This is a genomic window from Paenibacillus sp. GYB006, from assembly GCF_036577645.1.
Classification (GTDB): Bacteria; Bacillota; Bacilli; order Paenibacillales; family Paenibacillaceae; genus Paenibacillus.
In genome coordinates, this window is the sequence record NZ_JARBDA010000005.1 from 191,943 (window position 1) to 212,073 (window position 20,131).

The following is a 20,131-nucleotide window of genomic DNA, read 5'->3' on the forward strand; positions in this document are numbered from 1 at the left end:
ATCAGCGCTCCATCGAGACAGGAACTTTTTCGTTTCGAAGCACCTGTGCAAGCACGGTTTCCTGACTGACATTATCAAGCCTTGCTTCTGGTTTCAGTACGATCCGGTGCGAGATCACATAAGGAGCTAGAACCTTCACATCATCAGGAATGACGTAATCTCTTTCATGCAAAAAGGCGTAGCTTTTCACTGCGTTCATAAATGAGATTGCGGCACGCGGGCTCGCACCAAGCAGTGCTGCCGGATGTTCCCTTGTTCTGCGGACGATCCCAAGTAAATAATCGGTAACCGCTTCTTCCATGTACACACTGCGAATTTCCTCTTGAATGGATGCGATTTCTTCCATTGTAGTAACTGGAGTAAGTTTGTCTGCCGGTTGTCCTTGCTGATGTTCTTTTAATAGATACTTCTCCGTCTCTGCGTCCGGATAACCGAGGCTAAACTTCAGCATAAACCGATCCAGCTGTGCTTCTGGAAGTGTATATGTTCCTTCAAAATCAATCGGGTTCTGGGTGGCACAAAGCATAAACGGTTTAGGAAGATCATACGTATCTCCATCTACAGTTACACTGCATTCTTCCATGACTTCAAGCAAAGCGGACTGAGATTTAGTCGTCGCCCGGTTAATTTCATCAGCAAGAAGGATATTCGTCATCACAGGACCAGGTCTAAAGTAGAAACGTTCATCCCGAGGATGAAATACGGAGACCCCTGTAATGTCACTTGGCAAGATATCAGGATTACACTGAATTCGGCGGTACTCTCCCTTCATCGAACGAGCGAGTGCTTTAATCATTTGTGTTTTTCCTGTTCCAGGAACGTCTTCTATAAGCACATGCCCTCCGGCTAATAAAGCCGTCAGAAGCAACTTAATTTCAAATGATTTGCCTAATATAGTAGATTCGAGATTCGATTTGACTCTGGATATAGTATGTACTGATTCCTTAGTCACAGGCATTTATTGTATTACCTCCTAATAGGCAGTAGTTTTTCCTTATATTGTACATGAAATAAGTGCGGAAAGTACAATTTATAACTAGGATTTGATGATAAAAGAATGAATCCTTATTGTCCATTTCATACAAAAATAGGGAAGTGTGGATAGTGTAACTTACATCGGGTAGTGCAAGCAAGCTGGAACTCGATCAAATGAAAGAAAGATAGAGTCTCACTCCATAATAAAAAAAAAGAAACCTCATGATTTTTCTCACAAGATTTCTTTATTATTAATGTTTGATACAAGTTACCCTTTCGGTCTGACAAACAAAGCTGCGAGAAAAGAAAAGATAATCGCTGACGAAATACCGGCACTTGTTACGTTGAATATCCCTGTGATCACACCCAGCCAGCCGTCTTTTTCAAGCTCAATCAGGGCGCCATGAACAAGAGAGTTCCCAAAACTCGTGATTGGCACAGATGCGCCTGCACCCGCAAATTTTACGAGCGGATCATATATACCAAAAGCATCAGCGACTGCGCCAGCAACAACCAGTGTACTCATCGTATGAGCTGGTGTTAGTTTAAGTACGTCAAACATTAATTGACCGATGACACAGATCGCTCCGCCTACCAAAAAAGCCCATAGAAACTGCATTTTATTTAGCCCCCTCTTTTTCAATTGCTACTGCATGTGCAATACAAGGAATAGTTTCACCTTGTTGATATGATAAAGGGGATAATAGAGCTCCTGTCGCTACAATTAATACCTTGTTTAGCTCCCCTCGCTCCATTCTCTTTAGGATATGTCCATAAGTTACCGTTGCTGAACATCCACATCCACTGCCGCCAGCAAAAACATACGTTTGTTTCTTCAGGTCGTAGATCATTAGCCCACAATCATTAAAGACCGTTTGCTCCATTTTAATTCCTTCTTTTTTGAGCAAATCCTTAGCAATAGGAAGTCCCACCGAAGCAAGGTCACCGGTAACAACGAGATCATAATAGCCTGGTTCAAGTCCTGTGTCGCGAAAATGAGCAATGATCGTGTCTGCGGCTGCAGGAGCCATTGCTGCCCCCATATTAAATGGGTCCTTGATTCCAAGGTCCATGACTCGTCCAATTGTTGCCCGTGCGACAATCGGACCTTTGCCAGTACTACTGACCACTGCACATCCAGAGCCGGTCACCGTATTTTGCGCCGTTGGCGGTTTTTGAGCGCCATACTCTGTTGGAAATCGGAACTGCTTTTCTACGGTGCAGTTATGACTGGATGTACCGGCAAGGACCTTGTCCCCTCCTCCAGAATCTACAATAAGCGCTGCAAGAGCTAAACTCTCCATCGATGTAGAACATGCCCCGAATAATCCTAAGTATGGAACCCCTAGCTGCCTCGCTGAAAAGGAGCTGCTGATAATCTGGTTCATTAAGTCGCCGCCAACAAAAAACTGTAGATCATTTTTCGATATACCGGCATTCGCAATCGCCATTTGAGCTGCTTGTTCAAAAAGCCTTCTTTCGGCTTTCTCCCATGTCTTCTCACCAAGTTCCAAATTATCGTAGACATAATCGAAATAGTCTTTTAAAGGACCTTCGCCTTCTTCTGGCCCAACCACACTAGATGCCCCAATAATCTTCGGTTTGTTCTCAAATTCCCAGCTCTGCTTTCCAATTCGCTTCATAGATGGTAACCTCCAAATCCGAGGCAAGCGTAAATAACTCCGATAATAAAGGCAGCGACCACACCGAAGACGATTACCGATCCGGCCAGCTTAAACATGTTTGCACCCACACCTAGAACAAGCCCCTCGGACCGATGTTCAAGTGCAGCGGAACACATGGAATTGGCAAAACCGGTAACCGGTACAGCAGAACCTGCACCCGCAAATTGCGCCAGTTTATCATATACTCCAAAGCAAGTCAGAATGACAGATGTCAAAATAAGAACTGCAACCGTAGGACTAGCAGCATCCTTCTGCGTCATATCAAATCCGGTCATAAAAGCTTGCTGGATACATTGTCCAATCAGGCAAATGGTCCCTCCAACAAGAAAAGCGCGAATACAGTTTTTCAAAACAGGCCTTGAAGGCTCATGTTTTGATGCAATCTTTTTGTATTCCTTCGTATCGATTGATAGCGAAGAAGATTTCGCGCTTGTTTCCGGAGATTTCTTTTGATCCGAAATAGCTGACACCCCCCTCATAACCCTTAGTAATTTCTCTCACACTTTCGTCGTGCCTGAGATATGTTCATTATGGGTTACACTCACCAATCTTATGTTTGGTAAATCATCCTTTTGGATGGATAATAAAGGGGGGGATTCATCTATTGTTATATCGCCGCTCTCCCGTAAATTTAATTCATTTATAGAAAAGAACAAAAATAGTTAAAATAATTAAAACGCCGAGCATAATTAATCCTTTTCTTACGTGAGGATCCATATCTCGTCCGCTCCCTTCATCAATTTGGCCGTCTTTCGAGGAACTTTTGCATTCATTATTAGTGTATGCACTAGGCAGTTGTCTTGTGAGCAACACCTAATCTAAGTTATGAATTATCGTCCTAAGGACCCAGGACAGGAGAGATTACAACATAGACAATCAGGATTTCCAAGTTCATAATAGAGGAATTGAACATTGGTACATAATTAATAAATGACAGGAGAGATGATGATGGAACAGAAAACAAAAGAACTGTTTAAAACGTTAACCGAGTTCCCTTCAGCACCTGGTTTTGAAAGAGAACTTCGTGCCTATGCGAAAAGTTTGATGTCGGAGTATACTAATGAGTTCGTTCAAGACCGTCTTGGCAGCTTATTTGGTGTATTACGCGGGAATGAAGAAGGACCGAAGGTTATGGTCGCTGGGCATTTTGATGAAGTAGGATTTATGACTTCGGGTATTACGGAGACAGGTATGGTTACTTTCCGTCCAATCGGCGGATGGTGGAGCCAAGCTGTATTATCACAGCGACTGCAGATCATTACACCGGATGGCCCGATTACAGGGGTTGTCGGCTCCACTCCTACTCATTTGTTGTCTGAAGCGCAGCGCAGCAAGCCTGTTGAGCTGAGTACCATGTATCTAGATATCGGTGCAGATAACCGCGCAGAAGCAGAATCCTGGGGAATTAGACCGGGTATGCAGATCGTGCCTATTTGTGAGTTCACACCTCTTAAAAACGAGAAAAAAATCATGGCAAAAGCGTGGGATAATCGTTACGGAGTTGGCCTCTCCATCGAACTGCTGGAAGCCTTGCATAAAGAAAAACTTCCCAATATTTTGTATTCTGGTGCAACAGTTCAGGAAGAACTAGGTCTACGCGGAGCACGCACAGCAGCCAATCTTATTCAGCCGGATATCTTCTTTGCGCTCGATTGCAGTGCAGCAAACGATATGACGGGAGATAAGAGTCAATTTGGTCACATCGGCAAAGGTGCGCTTCTACGGATTCTCGATCCGGGTATGCTTACCCATCGCGGTATGGTTGAGTACGTGCAGGATACTGCCGAAACGAATAAAATTAAATACCAATATTTTATTTCTCCAGGCGGTACCGATGCAGGGCAAGTTCATTTGAGCGGCATCGGTGTTCCATCTACGGTGATTGGAATCTGTGCAAGATATATTCATACATCCTCTTCGATTATTCACACCGATGATTATGATGCAGCCAAAGAGCTGATCATCAAGCTCGTTCGTGGACTTGATCGTACGACGATGAACACGATTATTGAAAATTCCTAATCTGTCTGTAAAGGCAACAAAAAAAGGTGTCCTATTAAGCACAATGCTTAAAAGGGCACCTTTTTTATGGATAAAATCCTTCCCAAGGAAAGATACTTATAGAAATAAAGGTGAAAAGGATAGCCAGGCAATAATAAATGTAACCCCGATAAAGAAGATTTCTACCCAAGCTCCTTGCTTCGAACCCGTACTCATCAGTTTAAATTTAATCTTCCACTTGAACGGCGGAAGTGGGCGAATCCCACGGCTTGTTAAACTGTCAGCCAAGAGGTGAAGGGTATACGACAATCCTCCGGCAATCCATACTGCATCTCCATAGGACTTGGTGGTCCCGTATAGTAAAAATGTCCAGACAGCAATTGCATACAAGGTATGGGTCAGTCCCCTATGAGGAACAAGGGTGGCCAAGATCAAAAGACTGCCAACAAGCAAATTCCACGGATGGAATGAGTGACCATACACGATGAGCCCAAGTCCAATAAAGAACATAATCCACTGCCTTAGCGACCTGGAAGGCATAAAAGAAACCGTGGCAATGAGGGCAGCAAGGATCCAGTTCCAGGGTGAACGAGCCATCCCATAAATACCAACAGCTAACGCCAGAATAATTAGCGCAATCTGAACAATTCTAAGCAGCCAATTGGGAATTACACGTGTCACAAGTAGTGAGTTTGGTTCATCTATATCCGGCAATATGGAGCTTACGAGAGCAACAGCCACTGCAGGAACCGTGATTGGTATGCCACCCAGCTCTAAAAGGGATAAAGATATCCCTGTTCCAACGATAATATGGGTTCTACCCATCATGGCAATAATACTTCCCTTCTGTAATATGTATAATTCTGAGGTGTCCGGCGCTTAGAAAGCTGCATTCCATCTGAAATATCTTGACTATTATAGCACGTATGTTCGTATAGGTATACCCAGTTTCTTCAATGCTCTTTTTTATGGAAATCAGATCTCTTGATCTTTGGCTTATTATCAAATTTCTTAACTATGGATACCGATAAAAAAAATAAACCAATTGCGATCGCTCGACACAAATTGGTTTATTTTTTTGTTTTTTCCCTAATTTGTAATTGTTGATCAATTAATTGTGCCCATTCAGGCAATTCATCTAAATAATATTTTATTCCACTTTTATCTGCTCCAAGAATAATTTCACCATCTGTTTTACTATTATCAATAACGACTAATTGATCTAATTGATCCAAGTGAGACAACAAATTATTCATACTCGTGACATTACGTCTGATAATATCCTCAGTTTCAATGTGATGCCCACCATTTTTCACACGCGTAGCAACACGTTCAATATTAAGGCGAACATCCCCGAGTCCTACATAAAACATAATGATTTCAAAGCCTTGTTCCTTTGCATCTCGTATCTGCCGGATAACGTTACCACCCGCTAAAGTAGTTTCTACAGTGAAATCCCACTTATTTCGGATACATTCTCTGGCTATTCTTATGGCTTCTTTTCCAGCAGATACTCTACTCTTTTCAGGATGTCTAGCATTAATTTTGCGAGCTAGTGCATCCGGATCAATATTCACACTTACCCCAAGTCGGTCAATAATCAAGTTACGGATTGTGCTCTTACCACTTCCATTATTACCAGCAAACACGTACATGGTTGCTGCAGCTGTCTCAGTCATGGTTAAGTTCCTGTTTATTCATTTCCTCAATCTCACCCGTGCTATATTCTTTCACAATTTGTCCTTCAGCTGTCTTATATACTATATATGTCCCATTTGCTTTAGCATCCAATTTCGCACGATCTCCCGTTAATCGAATCAATTTAGCAAGATCCTTCGTAAGATTCATCATTTATAAAAACACCTCATCTTTTTCTTGTAGCTCGAGTATACCACAGCAAAGTACATTTTATATTAGCTTATGCCTGGATGTATCATACAACCAAATAGCCTGTAAGAATGATCAGTGTATATCTCACTCTAACAGGCTAATTTATTTCTAAAACTCTGTCATTTTCGTTTCAAAATTAACCCCGTCACTTTACTTCGCGGTACAGTAGGATCATGATGCACAATGTACGCTTTCGAGAATCGATCCAGATAAGAATTCTCATGTGACTTTGGTGACAGAATAATCAATTTACGTTCTAATTCCTCAGCATAAAGATCAAATACCTTTAACTTCCTCTGCTCATCTAATGCACTATCAAATTCATCCATGACAATGAATCCAGGTGCCGTTTGAAGATTCTGTAATAAAGCTAGAGCAAAAAGAAGCGAACTAAGCGACTCTTCCCCTCCAGAAACACCTTTGCCTACTCTTCCTCCACGAGCCTTCACACTGACATCCTCTAATGTTCCCCGATGCCCTTCCTTGCGAGCCTTTATGAACAAATGGAAAAGCACGCGACCTCGACGATCCTCTCGCTGATTCCAATCGATCTGTCCCTCGAATTGAAAAATGCTCATGTAATTCTTAAATCGCTGTTGAATTTCAAGGACTCGCATATTGATTGTCGTCTCTAGCTGATCTTTCAGGTTCTCAGCTCGTTCTTGATTTTCTTCAAACAATAAGCTTGTCCGCTTATACTCATCCTGCAATTGATGAACATCTTCTTCAATCACTTTATAATTTTCAGGTGCTGCGGGATCAATGCCTGACTCATTTCTAGCGCTGTTAAATGTAACTTTTCCAGACTCATGCTCCTGACGGAGCTTCGCAAGCGATTGTTGTTTTTTCGAGGAATTGGATTCAAGTTCAAACTCTTTAGCCAGCTCATCATAAATAAACCGTGCTACCCCTTTAAAGTTTTCAATTTCCTCAGTGACCGTAAGCAGATTTATTTTGGATGTATCAAGTGCCTCACTTGTATCTTTAATTTGATTATCAATTTGATTTAAGTTACGCGTTGCATGTTGAATTTTGTCTTCATTATTCGAAAGATCACGTTTTTGTTGACGTTCAATTCCTTCTATTTGTTCAACTTGCTCTTCCGCTATATCCATATGATGCTTTAACGTATCCCGTTGTATAGATAAGCTACGGAGATCTTGTTTCTTACGTTGTAACGTTTCAAACTGCTCCTTCTGTTGACCTAATTTCACATAAAAATCTGCTTCACGCTGTAATATACCTTGCATATGCTCTAGCCTTACCCGTTTCTCAATGAACTTTATGTTCGTATTCTTTACTTCCTCTCTGTTCGCCTTCTGTTCCTGAAGTTGCTGCATCTCCTCTTCATACTTTAGGAGCCTGCCTTCCCGTTCATGCTTCTTAGTGAGAAAAGCTTCCGATTCACGTACAGATTGGATAATGGAATGTAATTCTTGTATAGTTAGTGTATCGCTCTTAATGGAGTCATGGAGACTCGCAAGTGATGTATTGAGTTCGATAATTTCCTTTTGAATTTCCTCTTTACGTTTCTGCATAGCCTTCAGGCTTAATATATAGTTCTTTTTCTCCTGAGGACCTCGAATACCCTTCGAATCGATGAGTAATCCATTCTCTATTCGCGTCTCACCTGCTAGAAAGAATTGCTCTATCCACCATAAAGCCTTGACCGCATGCGGGAATACGTCATCTCCTAACCCATTCTTCACACGAATTTGTAGTGTCTGAATTTCAGTCACAGTACGATCCGGTATTATACTTCGTAAAGGAACATGATACAAATCATTAGGTGCTTGTACGTGCGAGCCATCAAAGAATACAGAATATTTTATCGCTTCAAACTGTTCTTCAACTATAGGCCGAGCTGACTCATTTAATTCAACCAATTCATTTAGTGTATAAGCTCGCACACCTATGGCTTTGAACAAAGATAGTGATTCCCTTTGACGAGTTGACCATAATTGTTTTTGTTCAAGCCTCAGTTTCTCATCGGTTACTTCCTGAAGTAGTTTAGCCTTATATTCTCGTTCCTGCTTGGATTGTTGAATTGATCGGTCTAAGCAGTTAATTTCCATTTGCACATCATGACTGCTGCGATACTGCCGTAACCGTTCCTTGTGCATATGATCCAACCCTTTATCCTGTTGAATCTGCGCATTCAAGTTAGAACTTGAATCCATTAATTGCGCTATAACAGCTTCGGCTTCCTGAAGACTAGCTTCCGCTTTCTCAATCTCTATATTCAATTCATTGATCTGCTTAGTTATTTCCGTTAGCTGCTGATGAACCTCATTTTCATTACGTGTAATTTGAGACTTTTCTTGATTAAGCTCCTTCAGCTGGAGATCTAATTCTCCAATGACAATTGTAGTTTCTTCAATTTCTTTTTTTACAACAGCTACTTGCTCTTGTAATAAGATGATTTTCGTATCCAGTTGCTCTCTTTCTTCTTGTATTTGCTTTAGCTCATTATTCAATCGTTCGCCTTGCTCCTGTAACGCTCCTAGTCTATCCTTCGCGATATCCTGATCCACGAGCAATTGTTCTTCCTTAGCTACTAAATGCAATTGTTCTTGCTTGTAGTAAATCTCTAATTTCAATAAAGCTCCAGCATACAGCTCCCCTCCTTCTACAAGCCGTTTCTGATTATCTTCATACCGTTCTAGCGCTGCTCGAGCTATACCCAGCCATTGCTTCTTATTGGCTACATTCACTTCAGCCGTACTTAAACTTTCCTGTACATCCTTTAGCTGCTCCATACTTTCTTCCCAGTTCCGTTGCACCTGATCAATACCATGCATTTCGGCAAAAATACGAAAACGCTCCTGCGGATCCATGACAGCAAATTGATTTACCTCCTGCTGGTACCAAATCAGGTAGAACAAATCTGGATCAATTTTATATTTGTACTGGAGATCCTTCTTATAAGAGGTGAAATTGTATTGTCGATCCCCAGACGTATACTTAATTGTTTCGTCCCACTGTTCTGGATCATCCCCTGAATGTATAACAAATTCCTTCTTAGTTGGTTGTCCTGGTTCTTGTAGGATATAAACTGCAAATTCTACATAAGTAGGGGCATCAATACGCATGCGTCCCTCATTCTTAAAGAGAAGTCGAATATGAGCCTTCCACGTATCATTCGGAAGGAGATTACGAGATTTCAAACCCTCAATATCTACCTTGGAAGAGTATAGAACAACTCCCATACAGTATGTCACAGTAGATTTCCCTGCTCCATTAGGACCGGTTATCAGTATATGTGATTCTTTTCCTGACAAATCCATCATAGTAGGCTGATAATCTCTGATGCCAGTAAACCACAATTTCCAAGGTATCATTCTATTTTGTCAGTTCCTTCCTGATACAGATTATATCGTTTGAAGAATTTAAGTACTTCTTCTTTATTTAATTGATTGGATTGACTAAATTCAACAGTACGACGCAAAAATGAATCCGAGAACATATTTGTACCAATTGCAGTGATTGCGTAAGCCTTCTCGTTTGAATTTGTATCATATTCTTCAAGTGCACCGATTTTTTTCAGTTGGTCTATATTCAGATTTAAACGTTGATTTGCCTTTGTTGTCTCATGTCCTAGAGCATTTAACAGTTGATCAAATAATGTAAATTCATGCTGTAAAACTTCTTGCTGGTAAAACATAAACAGAAGGATTGATAAACTTTCTTTAGACAGTGTACTACGTGCAGCTTTAGCAGGAACTCTCATCATAACGATGACTTGATCCTTTTTCTCATCATAAATCACTTTAAAGTATCGACTTACCGCTTGATTAACTCGCTTGAGGAATGAATCGAACTTCTCATGATCATCAGAGATCTTTAATTGTTTCTCCACCTCACGCCTGGATAATCCGAAATTCCCCGCACGTATTGTAGCTGAGGATGAGAATAAAAGATTCATAAAAACAATCTCTTCGACTTCAGTTAGTATCCCTTTGATAGTCTGCATAACATTAAGAGGATTTACATTCATTTCATCCGTCAAGCTCATCATCATTCCTCTCATGCATATTTTCTATGTCCCTATTATTTATATTGAAATATTTTTTATGTTTGACCACTTGATTGATATCATCACGATTCATCCAATCCCATTTCTTTTTATAAAAAGAGGCTTGAACTTTTGAATCCGTAGCTTTCTCCAAGGTTAACTTCTTACTGCCTACCAATGCAGATACCGCAGTAAGCGCATTAATCGCATCCCCCCAAGCCGTAGACGTTGCTTCAATCATCACGGTCTCTATAGGAGCTTCCTCCACTTCCTTCATGAATTCTTCAATTGCTTCCGTTTCAATCATGGATTTGGTAAGCAGCCATTGTGAATCCCCCATCATATCTTCTAGTAGATCAATATCCATTTCCTCATTTACATATTCGATTTCCTGGACGTCCTCTTGCATCAAATCAACAATCGGCTCATAGTTTTCTAAATATTGTATGGCTTCACCAATTGCTTCTCCTGATAGAGGCGCAGCGAATTTAACCGGAATCCATAAACCATCCATGGACTCACCCTCGTATTCATTTTGCTCCATAAAACTCATTATTTGATGAGCATTGGGAATGTCTGATTCTTGAGGCGGATCAAACATTTGTGTAATAAACATCCTTACTTTTTCCGGATTTATCGAGGATAATAACATCGTTTGCTTCATCATCGTAAATTTAAGATATTTATTGATCATCCCCATACTCAAATTCGTACCCTCTGCAAGTGCTGAAGTTCCTGACTGCATTAAATTACTGAGTACCAGACTGTCCTCTAACGTATGGAATTGGCGAAAACGCTCCGACAATTTAATTTCTAATTCCTGCATCAGCTGATGTATGATCTCTAGTTGAGGTAGCGCATTACGGTCAGCTAGCATCTCTAATTCTCGTTCTTTCATCAATTGAATTGCATTTTCAACATTATGAATCATACTAGCAATTTTATTGCCCCCTGATATGCCATGATCGTCATATGCTTCGCTAAGCTCAGCATCCCGTCTAGCTTGGAATAACGATCTGCCAATATCATCATGCATATAATAGGCTAATGAATCATTTGCAAGACGTATAAGCGTATCCATCATTCGCTTACCTACATCTCGCATTTTTAGCTGCCTTGTTTGTTTGGATATCCAGTTATACTTCACTAGAACATTTACAATTTGTTCGACCTTTTTTTTACTTGGTGGTTCAAGGTCATCAAAACGGTTACGATAACGATAATATAGCGTATCTGCGTTTTCAATCGGTTCATCGAGTCCCAAAGCTTCTTCATTGATCAGTTGAATAATACGAAGAAATCGCAAAATTTCGATAGGCGTCTGCAGAAAGCTTTGTGAATTGAGATCATTAAGAACCCCAGATAATAATGCAATATCCCTCAGTGCCTGATGCATTTCTGGTTTGGATACGTTTGTTTGAAAAATTGAAATTAATGGTTGATCCAGCTTCTCCAATCATCTGCCACCCCTAACACGATTTCTTGTTCTGATTTCATATCTTGTAGTAAACTCTCCATGCTCTGTTGATACTCCAACCAATTGGTTATTATCGAGTGATCCGGACAGATCCATTTATGCTGAATAGCGTGTCCCCTGAGCGATTGAAACATCTCTCCTGCAATTTGCAGTCCAGCTTCATCATAGTCGCTCCACAAAATCGTTTGGTCGATACTACTACTCAGCAACAATTGTCTGATGAAATGTTTATGTGCACTTCGAAGATGACCATCTACACAAATTATCAATGAATTTGTCTCCTGCAAGAAATGAGGCTCTGCTGACATCCGAGTCAGTATAGCTCGATTCTCAACTAACCAGAGTGTTGTTGCTCTAGTTGAATATTGGTCTTGTGAAACCGAAATATTCGTTAATGCATGCACAGGACCTGCTCGATAAGTCGACCACTTTCCTTCAAGATCTCCGGCGAAATAGATTGACGTTATTTGACCACCACTAATCATCCCCAACGTTTCCGGCGCATTTCCACTTATTGTCTCCAAAATAATAAGAAACTCTGCTTTATACGCATCAAATGCCTTAGAGCCTCCAATGCTAGGGTAATAATGTGCGCCAATTTCTTTCCAATCAAATATCTCTTTGTTGCTAGAAATCATGAGAAAAGCTAATAAAAAGTTCAACCCTTTGATTCGTTTAATTAAACTCCAATTCGCAGGGAAAACATGCTGTTCATCTAGATCATTAAGGGCCCATTGTAAACTACCTGACAAGAACAATGCCAAATCCTTCAACTTAAGTAATCGTTCGTCATGTAAATACGTAATTTGTTCCATTTTCTGTGCAGCATTCGACTGATATTCCGTAAATTGATTCAAAAAATCCCAATGCTCATCCGTTTGCTTATTTAATAAATAAACATATAATAAATAGCCCATTCGGTACTGAATTCGTTCTACAGATTTCCCATCATGTTTTAAACGTACTTCTTTCAAAATCCATCCTTTATGTAGCCAATCAAAAGTCTGTTGATTATCGTCTAGTGAGGTACGCTTTCTCACTGTCCAACGTAAAAGCTGTGGATCCGGTGGTTCTTGAACAATAGAAGAATACTCTCGAGCAACCGTAATGATCCCGACTCTTCGTATTGTACGTGCTGTTCTTTTTACAATATCTATATCTACAAGTGAAGTTTCACCTATTGTCCTTGGCATCTCTAGTTGCTCGTCCTTTTTCAAAAAAGATTGGCAAATAAACGAAACCACATCATCGAAGTTTTGCACAAAAGCCTCCTACACAAAATATATTTATATTTTCCAAGCTACTTGTACAAGTATACTAGAAAGCAAGAATCGCTACGATGATTTCCTTTGTCTGTTCATAATACACAAATAACCTGTAGGATTAAGACAGTCGTATCTCATCCCTACAGGTTATTTCCCTGAATTTTTTAAGTTAATTCTTCGCCTTATAAAACTCATGATACAGTTTCATCAGTGCCCGTTTCTCGATACGAGAAACGTAGGAACGCGAAATACCAAGCTCTTTTGCGATCTCTCGCTGTGTCCGCTCTTCTCCGCCGGTTACAAGTCCAAACCTGCCCACTACTACTTCTTTCTCCCGATCATCGAGGATATCAAGGTTTTGATAGATTTTGCTCTTCTCTATCTTAAGCTGAACCTTATCCATCACCTCATCCGCTTCGGTACCGAGGATATCTATTAAAGTAATTTCGTTACCTTCCTTGTCAGTTCCTATCGGATCATGGAGAGACACATCTTTTCTTGTCTTCTTCAAGGAACGCAGATGCATCAGTATCTCGTTCTCAATACAACGTGCAGCAAAAGTCGCCAGTTTCGTCCCTTTTCCTTGTTGGAAACTCTCAATGGCTTTGATTAGACCAATCGTTCCAATCGAAATCAGATCTTCTTGATCTTCACCGGTATTATCAAATTTCTTCACAATATGTGCAACCAACCGTAAATTATGTTCAATAAGCAAATTACGTGAACGGGCATCGCCTTCCGCCATTTGCTTTAAATGCTTTGCTTCGTCTTTCTCAGACAAAGGCTGAGGAAACGCATTATTTTTTACATAAGACACCAGCAAAGAAAGCTCTTTAATAAATAGTGCAATCGCCGTAAATAATCCGGGCACGGGGGACACCTCCTACAATTTTCGGGACAGTTCTTGGTTTGTCGTCTAATCATTGTATGTAGGCATACACCTATTCGTGCCTGTACGGCGGAAATAGCTAATTACCGAAAGATCTAAACTATTATTTCAGCAATCCTTATTGTTCGAAACGGAACCAGCCAAAATCAAAGTTGCTTCCAGGCAAGAAGATAAAGGTAACCTTCTGCAGCCCAGTAACTCTCTCTAGCTCAAATACACGTTCCACATATCCTTCGGACTCGGTAAATTCGATAAGTTGGTTGTTAGAATCTTCACCATATTCGAAGCGAACATGAATGGTATTCTTATCAACCGGCGATCTTCCATAAATAACGAGCTTTGAAACTCCTTCTGTTCCGAAATCCATCTGTTCGAACGTAAGGGATACGTTATTTCCGATCCCTTCCACTCCCTGTTCCGCCAAGGTAAAGGTATCTCCGTAAATACGATCACAATCTGTCGCCATATTAACCTCAAAGGCCGGGTTCTTCTTCTCAAATGAGAATCCCTTGATATGCACCTTCTTCTGTAAAACAAAGCAAAGGGACGTAACTCCGCGAAGTCTTCTGGATAATTGATACGTTTCCGCTTGATAGACATTCCACTGGGATTTTTTCTGATACACTACATCAGCCAGCAGTTCACTGCCTTCTTCCTCCGGCATACCTTCCCAAATCTGCAGTTCATAAGGTTCATCATCTAGCGCAAAGATAGGAATCGTAATTAGATCGGATCCATAGGCACCGAAATCGATATTGCGATAGCAGACTTGTGTTTCCCCATCTCGGCTTGTCGCTACACCGCGTTCATTTCCATTGCCGACTTCCCCTTTCACTTCATCGTGAAGCCCTCCAAAAATAAAGCTGTATGGATCTTTAAAAGCAGTGCCCAAACCGGTTGCAGTGAATTCCAACTGGGATATCATTCTGATCTTATCCGAGCCATTCTTACTCATGCAGCGTACTCGAAAGCTTCCATCCCCGAGTGCCGTAATCTTCGCTTCTTGGCCGAAGGATTCGATTTGGGCTAGATTAGACTCAATTCCTGCATCATTCACCACACTCCAAATTACATTTGGATACGATGTGTCCGCGGGGAATAAATTAGCTTGTACCGTCATCTCTTTTGTCGATTCATCAAACTGTTGTCCGGAAGGACTCAGCAGTTCAATTTTGCGAAGAGGTATTTCATCCACCATTCCAAGATTAGGCTGCAGCTCTTTGTTTTGCGTAATTGCCGAAATTCCATCTAATGCGCTTTCAGCTGCCGGCAGAGATGTAATCTCAAGCTTCTGGCTTTCTAACCCTTTTGAAGAAACTTCCACCTCGATCGTACCTGGCTCTAGCGTTGTTCCAATGATCGCCATAAGTTTACCGCTGAACAATCTTCGGCTTGTGCCCTTGTATGGATCGTAATCTGTACTGTCCCCATTATCTAAGCCTAATAAGCGTCCGGCTCCTGTAACGTGTACATGTACGCGGTTGCTCGCATTCTCTACCGGATTACCCTGTTCATCTTCCATCGTAATCTCGACAAAGACCACATCGGTTCCACTTGCTGTAACCGTATTTTGATCTGGCTTCAAACAAATTTCGCTTGCATTACCAAAGGATCTTCTCACATCGACCGCAATCACTTGATCTGACTCGTCATAAGCAATCGCTTTCAGTTCTCCCACTTCATAAGGGATTTTCCACCAGCCTACCAGCTGATCTCCGTGCTCATGATCGATTTCATAAGTTCCTACCGTTTCCCCATTGAGCTGAAGTTCAATCTTTGGTGCATTCGAGCAGACACGAACATCAATGATTTGACCCGGGTTAAAATCCCAATAAGGGAAAATATGAATCATAGGCTTCTTCTTATAATCCGTCCATGCAGCTTGATAGATATAATAAGCGTCTTTCTTAAAATTAGCCGTATCGATCTGTCCGAAATATGAGTTTTTTGTATGATACGGTGTCGGCTCACCGATGTAATCAAACCCTGTCCAAATAAACTGTCCCAGCGAGAACGGCGCATCTCTTTCTGCGATAATGCATGCTTCTGCCGACTTTGCCCCCCAGCTCGTCGTGCTGTTCCCGAGTGCTGAGCACTGTTCATCATCATCATCAAGAATGGATTGTTCGAACGGGAAGTGGTAAATCCCCCGGCTTTGAACAACCGATGCGGTTTCACTGCCGTAAATGATCCAATCCGGATGCTCTTCGTGATGCTTATGATAATATTTTTCTGCATAATTATAACCGGCTAGCTTCACGATATCTGCACATTTCTGTGCGTTTTCCCATGGCATATAGTTCGAGCCGATCGTCACTTTGGCATTTCCTTTGTAATCATGTAGGTGTACTTCTTCCATCAGCATCTTCGTTACCTCTTGTCCCCGCTCATCTGCATGCGTATCATAAATTTCATTGCCGATACTCCACATCAGCAGGCTTGGACGATTACGGTCCCTCATTACCCAGCTTTTCACATCAATCGGAGCCCATTCCTTGAAAAAACGCGCATAATCATAGGTCGTTTTTGGCCTTTCCCACATATCAAATCCTTCCGAGACAATGAGCATCCCCATCTCATCGGCCAAATCCATAAACTCTACTGCAGGCATATTGTGTGCTGTCCGAATGGCATTAACGCCCATATCCTTCAAAATTTCAAATCGTCTTCGCAGTGCCGTTACATGAAACGCTGCCCCTAATGCGCCCAAATCATGGTGCTCGCATACCCCATTCAGCTTCATCTTCTTGCCATTTAACTTCAACCCTTGCTGAGGGTCCATGACTAGCGTTCGAAATCCGATGTTCTGAGTGATGCTTTCAACGACCTTCCATTCCTTCTCCGCTATATCGTCCGGCAAGAGACATAATAATTCTGTTCTCAGCTGATACAAATGCGGTTCATCTGTGCTCCATAGCAAAGGATTCTCGGTATAGAGAACTTGACTTACCTTTGAAACCGCTTCATCTTTTCCAGAAATTATCTCTACACCATTCGTAATCATTTGGTCTTTGTACAGCAATGTATGTAATAGCTGAGTTTCCCCTGCGCTATGTAGATCAGTGTCAATTTCAATACTCCATTTGTGCCCTTCTTGATTTGTGTGTATATACACTCCATTTGTCTCGATATAACTGCTTTCTCTTGTCTTAAGCCATACATTGCGATAAATGCCCGCTCCCGAATACCAACGGCTGTTAGGACTTTGATGCACCACTTTCACGAGAATCTCATTCTCCCCTTCAATGAGCGCGTCGGTAATCTCAAATTCAAAGGAGGAGTAGCCATATTTCCATTCTCCAACATACGTATCATTCACATAAATGGTAGAGTCCATATAAACACCATCAAAGCAGATTAGCGTATGTTTCTCTTTCTTCGAGATCGTAAAGCGCTTACGATACCATCCAATACTATTTTCATATAAGTCTAATGTGTTATAAATCAGCCAGTCATGAGGGATATCTACCGGCCCAAAATCAAGTTCTGTTTTAGCCGTTGTTTCTAAATCACTCTTACAAAACTCCCATCCATCGTTAAACAATTTTTTATGATTCACTGTGTAATCTCCCTTTCTTCCAACTAAAATGTGTTCTCGATTAATGCCGAACTAATCAATAACAAGAATTCGTGGAGATGTGGCAGCGATCACTCTTGAGGAAGCCCACGAACCTATTCCTACAGCAATGAATGTAACAGCCGCAAAAGAAAGAATCCCTCCCCAGTGCAAAATCAAAGGAAGCTCCGCAATCCCATATTCCGATAGAATCGTCCCAAGCAAGCTCGGAAGTAAATAAACGCCCAGTAAAATACCAATGATGACTCCCGCAGCAGAAAGAACGATCAGCCCTATCGAAATCGATAATCGAAGATCTTGTGAAGATAATCCAATCGATTTATAAATGCCATAGGTTTTGCTTTCTTTTCGAATCGTCATTCGACTGATACTGTATATGATGATAATCGTTACTCCGGTGAACAACAACCCCATCATGCTCATCGGCAGAAGCAAAGAGGCTGCCGCTTGTTTAAATGTGGCATCTAATAACGTCTCTATCGTCGATGCTAACAACGAATTTTCATGCTTTTCATTTATTTCACTAACAATTTCATCCGCATCTTGTTCCTGGTTGATATTTACAAATGCAACAATATAATCGCCAAATTGATCGTGCAGGGCATCTGCCATCATTCTTGCGGATACGGACTGGTTTGCAATCGATTGAAAAATACCGCTGACGAGGAAGGATTGCTTATTCCCCTCAATATAAACTTCGACGACATCCCCTACATCTTTGCCTAACTCCTCTGCAACGCGGATCCCGATAGCAATTTCATTTTTCACTTGCGGATTTCTTCCTTTAAGCGTGGTATATCCTACTTCATCATAACTTCCATCCAGTACCGAAATGCTAAAATTCATAGACTTCCGATCTTCATCATGAGAACCCCTATGCTCTTCTGAAGACACGACACCATTCACGTACCCTTGCCATGTTATATTTTTGAACCTTGGGTCAGAAGACCACATTTGATTAAATGACTCAAGGGAGAAGGTAGAGGAATTCACAACTCGTAAGGAAATATCCGAGGAATCATACCCCCAAGATGCCGATGTCTGCTTAATGTTACTAATACTGTATAGGAGAACAAATCCCAGAACAAGAACAGCTGTCATAATCGTAGCCAGTAGCGCCATGAGCATAGAAGCTTTCTTGTTTTTTCGTATGTTTTTTAATCCCAGTACAACCAGAAGTGGTGTCTTACCAAATGAAAAAAGTCCTGTTTCTTTCCCCATAAATGGCTTCGTCTTCTTGCTATAGTCTATCTCTGACATTCCATACCGAATCGCCTGCATCGGCTGAATATCGCGGGCTTTACTAGCATATAGAAAAACGAAGAGCATGATTAACACACATACGAAGCTACCTGCAACGACAGGAATGAAATAGGCTCCGATCTTATCTTGTGAATCCGCTAGTTTTAACGATGATAATGAGCTTTCTATGATCACCCTCGATACCCACTGGCTGGCTAATAAGCCGGGAATAATCGAAATTATCGAAATAAAAGCATATTGCATTAGATAAATACCTACCATTTTATCTGAAGTTAAACCTAATGCTTTTATCACACCAATCGTTCTATAATTCGATAACACATCATCTGAAATGGTGTAACCAATCGTAAATAATGCGACCAGCGTCATTACAATGCCTAGAAAAATCATAATAAATCCAATTGCTTTATTCATGATTAGATAAAAAGAAGACATCTGCTCATAACTGATCTTCGTCTCCAAATAGGGAGTACCCAACTCCTGTTCAAACCGCTCCCAGTACCCCGAACTCTGATCATAATCATCATATCGAAGTCCCATCATATATTGTTCTTTGCCTTGCATACTTTGAGTCTGCTGTACATAATCCTCATGGTTCATCCATATCCGTGCTTCTGTAGCGAAAGGTGCACCAAATGGCATATCGATGACAAGCGCAGATACTTCCAAGGTGAATGGACGCTCTCCATCGGTGAACTCCAGCCTGTCTCCTACCGTTATCTCATATAGATAAGCGATCGAAGTAGGAATCCAGATCTCCCCTCTTTCTGGAGAGACACTCTCCTTCCCTTGCGTAAATAATAACTCATCTACTGCATACGGACGGGTCAGCGTATCCATCATATAGAGAGTGAGATTGGAAAGTTCGGCAGCCCTATCCTCACCCTGTACCGACATGCCCGCTAACATCCGGTAAGGAAACAAAGGAGAAGTTTCTACCCCTTGCTGCTCTGTCCACCACTGAGCGATCTGCTGCGAATTGTGCAGTTCGTCTCGTAAAAGCAACATCTCATGCGACCCCTGTGTTCTCGTATGCATCTCCGTAAATAAATTTGTAGTACTGAAGATCACATTAATGGAAGTGGTCAAAAGTA

The 20,131-nt window shown here is 41.3% G+C and carries 15 protein-coding genes; 1 reads left to right on the top strand and 14 read right to left on the bottom strand.

Annotated features, from left to right (window positions below; genetic code table 11):
* Nucleotide 1: 1 nt before the first annotated feature.
* The 4 genes from PV403_RS14285 to spoVAC all read right to left on the bottom strand — a co-directional run bounded on the left by PV403_RS14285 (nt 2) and on the right by spoVAC (nt 3,130).
* The gene (locus PV403_RS14285) at nt 2-958 is read right to left on the bottom strand and encodes an AAA family ATPase (protein ID WP_332085094.1); all 957 of its coding nucleotides are present in this window, start codon (nt 956-958) and stop codon (nt 2-4) included.
* A 285-nt stretch (nt 959-1,243) separates the two neighbouring features.
* Entirely contained in the window at nt 1,244-1,594 is a 351-nt protein-coding gene (gene spoVAE, locus PV403_RS14290; RefSeq protein WP_160034600.1) for a stage V sporulation protein AE, read from the bottom strand.
* A gap of 1 nt (nt 1,595) precedes the next feature.
* On the bottom strand, nt 1,596-2,618 hold the full coding sequence (gene spoVAD / locus PV403_RS14295; protein ID WP_332085095.1) for a stage V sporulation protein AD: 1,023 nt from the start codon (nt 2,616-2,618) through the stop codon (nt 1,596-1,598).
* Nucleotides 2,615-3,130, bottom strand: coding sequence for a stage V sporulation protein AC (gene spoVAC / locus PV403_RS14300; protein ID WP_374705830.1), 516 nt, complete (start codon nt 3,128-3,130; stop codon nt 2,615-2,617). Before spoVAC ends, spoVAD begins: the two co-directional genes overlap by 4 nt.
* A 478-nt stretch (nt 3,131-3,608) precedes the next feature.
* Between spoVAC and PV403_RS14305 the strand changes: the two genes are divergently transcribed.
* Nucleotides 3,609-4,682, top strand: a complete 1,074-nt coding sequence (locus PV403_RS14305) for a M42 family metallopeptidase (protein ID WP_213534202.1) — start codon at nt 3,609-3,611, stop codon at nt 4,680-4,682.
* Between the two features lie 96 nt (nt 4,683-4,778).
* Here PV403_RS14305 and PV403_RS14310 read toward each other — a convergent pair whose 3' ends face one another.
* From PV403_RS14310 to PV403_RS14355, 10 genes are all read right to left on the bottom strand, one after another.
* Entirely contained in the window at nt 4,779-5,489 is a 711-nt protein-coding gene (locus PV403_RS14310) for a metal-dependent hydrolase (protein WP_213534203.1), read from the bottom strand.
* A gap of 242 nt (nt 5,490-5,731) precedes the next feature.
* On the bottom strand, nt 5,732-6,340 hold the full coding sequence (locus PV403_RS14315) for a zeta toxin family protein (protein ID WP_213534205.1): 609 nt from the start codon (nt 6,338-6,340) through the stop codon (nt 5,732-5,734).
* The gene (locus PV403_RS14320) at nt 6,333-6,512 is read right to left on the bottom strand and encodes a hypothetical protein (protein ID WP_213534411.1); all 180 of its coding nucleotides are present in this window, start codon (nt 6,510-6,512) and stop codon (nt 6,333-6,335) included. The genes PV403_RS14315 and PV403_RS14320 overlap by 8 nt, the downstream gene beginning before the upstream one ends.
* 158 nt (nt 6,513-6,670) lie before the next feature.
* Nucleotides 6,671-9,892, bottom strand: coding sequence for a chromosome segregation protein SMC (locus PV403_RS14325; protein ID WP_213534207.1), 3,222 nt, complete (start codon nt 9,890-9,892; stop codon nt 6,671-6,673).
* The gene (locus PV403_RS14330; protein WP_249717493.1) at nt 9,889-10,566 is read right to left on the bottom strand and encodes a hypothetical protein; all 678 of its coding nucleotides are present in this window, start codon (nt 10,564-10,566) and stop codon (nt 9,889-9,891) included. Before PV403_RS14330 ends, PV403_RS14325 begins: the two co-directional genes overlap by 4 nt.
* Nucleotides 10,550-12,022: a hypothetical protein gene (locus tag PV403_RS14335; RefSeq protein WP_249717495.1), complete on the bottom strand. Its 1,473-nt coding sequence runs from the start codon at nt 12,020-12,022 to the stop codon at nt 10,550-10,552. Before PV403_RS14335 ends, PV403_RS14330 begins: the two co-directional genes overlap by 17 nt.
* The gene (locus PV403_RS14340) at nt 11,998-13,305 is read right to left on the bottom strand and encodes a DUF2399 domain-containing protein (protein WP_213534210.1); all 1,308 of its coding nucleotides are present in this window, start codon (nt 13,303-13,305) and stop codon (nt 11,998-12,000) included. The genes PV403_RS14335 and PV403_RS14340 overlap by 25 nt, the downstream gene beginning before the upstream one ends.
* 172 nt (nt 13,306-13,477) lie before the next feature.
* Nucleotides 13,478-14,179: an RNA polymerase sporulation sigma factor SigK gene (gene sigK / locus PV403_RS14345; RefSeq protein WP_213534212.1), complete on the bottom strand. Its 702-nt coding sequence runs from the start codon at nt 14,177-14,179 to the stop codon at nt 13,478-13,480.
* A 136-nt stretch (nt 14,180-14,315) separates the two neighbouring features.
* The gene (locus PV403_RS14350; RefSeq protein ID WP_332085096.1) at nt 14,316-17,756 is read right to left on the bottom strand and encodes a glycoside hydrolase family 2 TIM barrel-domain containing protein; all 3,441 of its coding nucleotides are present in this window, start codon (nt 17,754-17,756) and stop codon (nt 14,316-14,318) included.
* Between the two features lie 51 nt (nt 17,757-17,807).
* Nucleotides 17,808-20,045, bottom strand: coding sequence for an ABC transporter permease (locus PV403_RS14355; RefSeq protein WP_332085097.1), 2,238 nt, complete (start codon nt 20,043-20,045; stop codon nt 17,808-17,810).
* Nucleotides 20,046-20,131: the final 86 nt, after the last annotated feature.

What these genes read in the sequence shown, in the direction of transcription:
- PV403_RS14285 (WP_332085094.1), bottom strand. Translation starts at nt 958, where the DNA reads ATGCCTGTGACTAAGGAATCAGTACATACTATATCCAGAGTCAAATCG.
- PV403_RS14320 (WP_213534411.1), bottom strand. Translation starts at nt 6,512, where the DNA reads ATGATGAATCTTACGAAGGATCTTGCTAAATTGATTCGATTAACGGGA.
- spoVAD (WP_332085095.1), bottom strand. Translation starts at nt 2,618, where the DNA reads ATGAAGCGAATTGGAAAGCAGAGCTGGGAATTTGAGAACAAACCGAAG.
- PV403_RS14325 (WP_213534207.1), bottom strand. Translation starts at nt 9,892, where the DNA reads ATGATACCTTGGAAATTGTGGTTTACTGGCATCAGAGATTATCAGCCT.
- spoVAE (WP_160034600.1), bottom strand. Translation starts at nt 1,594, where the DNA reads ATGCAGTTTCTATGGGCTTTTTTGGTAGGCGGAGCGATCTGTGTCATC.
- PV403_RS14330 (WP_249717493.1), bottom strand. Translation starts at nt 10,566, where the DNA reads ATGAGCTTGACGGATGAAATGAATGTAAATCCTCTTAATGTTATGCAG.
- PV403_RS14305 (WP_213534202.1), top strand. Translation starts at nt 3,609, where the DNA reads ATGGAACAGAAAACAAAAGAACTGTTTAAAACGTTAACCGAGTTCCCT.
- PV403_RS14315 (WP_213534205.1), bottom strand. Translation starts at nt 6,340, where the DNA reads ATGACTGAGACAGCTGCAGCAACCATGTACGTGTTTGCTGGTAATAAT.
- PV403_RS14310 (WP_213534203.1), bottom strand. Translation starts at nt 5,489, where the DNA reads ATGATGGGTAGAACCCATATTATCGTTGGAACAGGGATATCTTTATCC.
- PV403_RS14355 (WP_332085097.1), bottom strand. Translation starts at nt 20,045, where the DNA reads ATGTTGCTTTTACGAGACGAACTGCACAATTCGCAGCAGATCGCTCAG.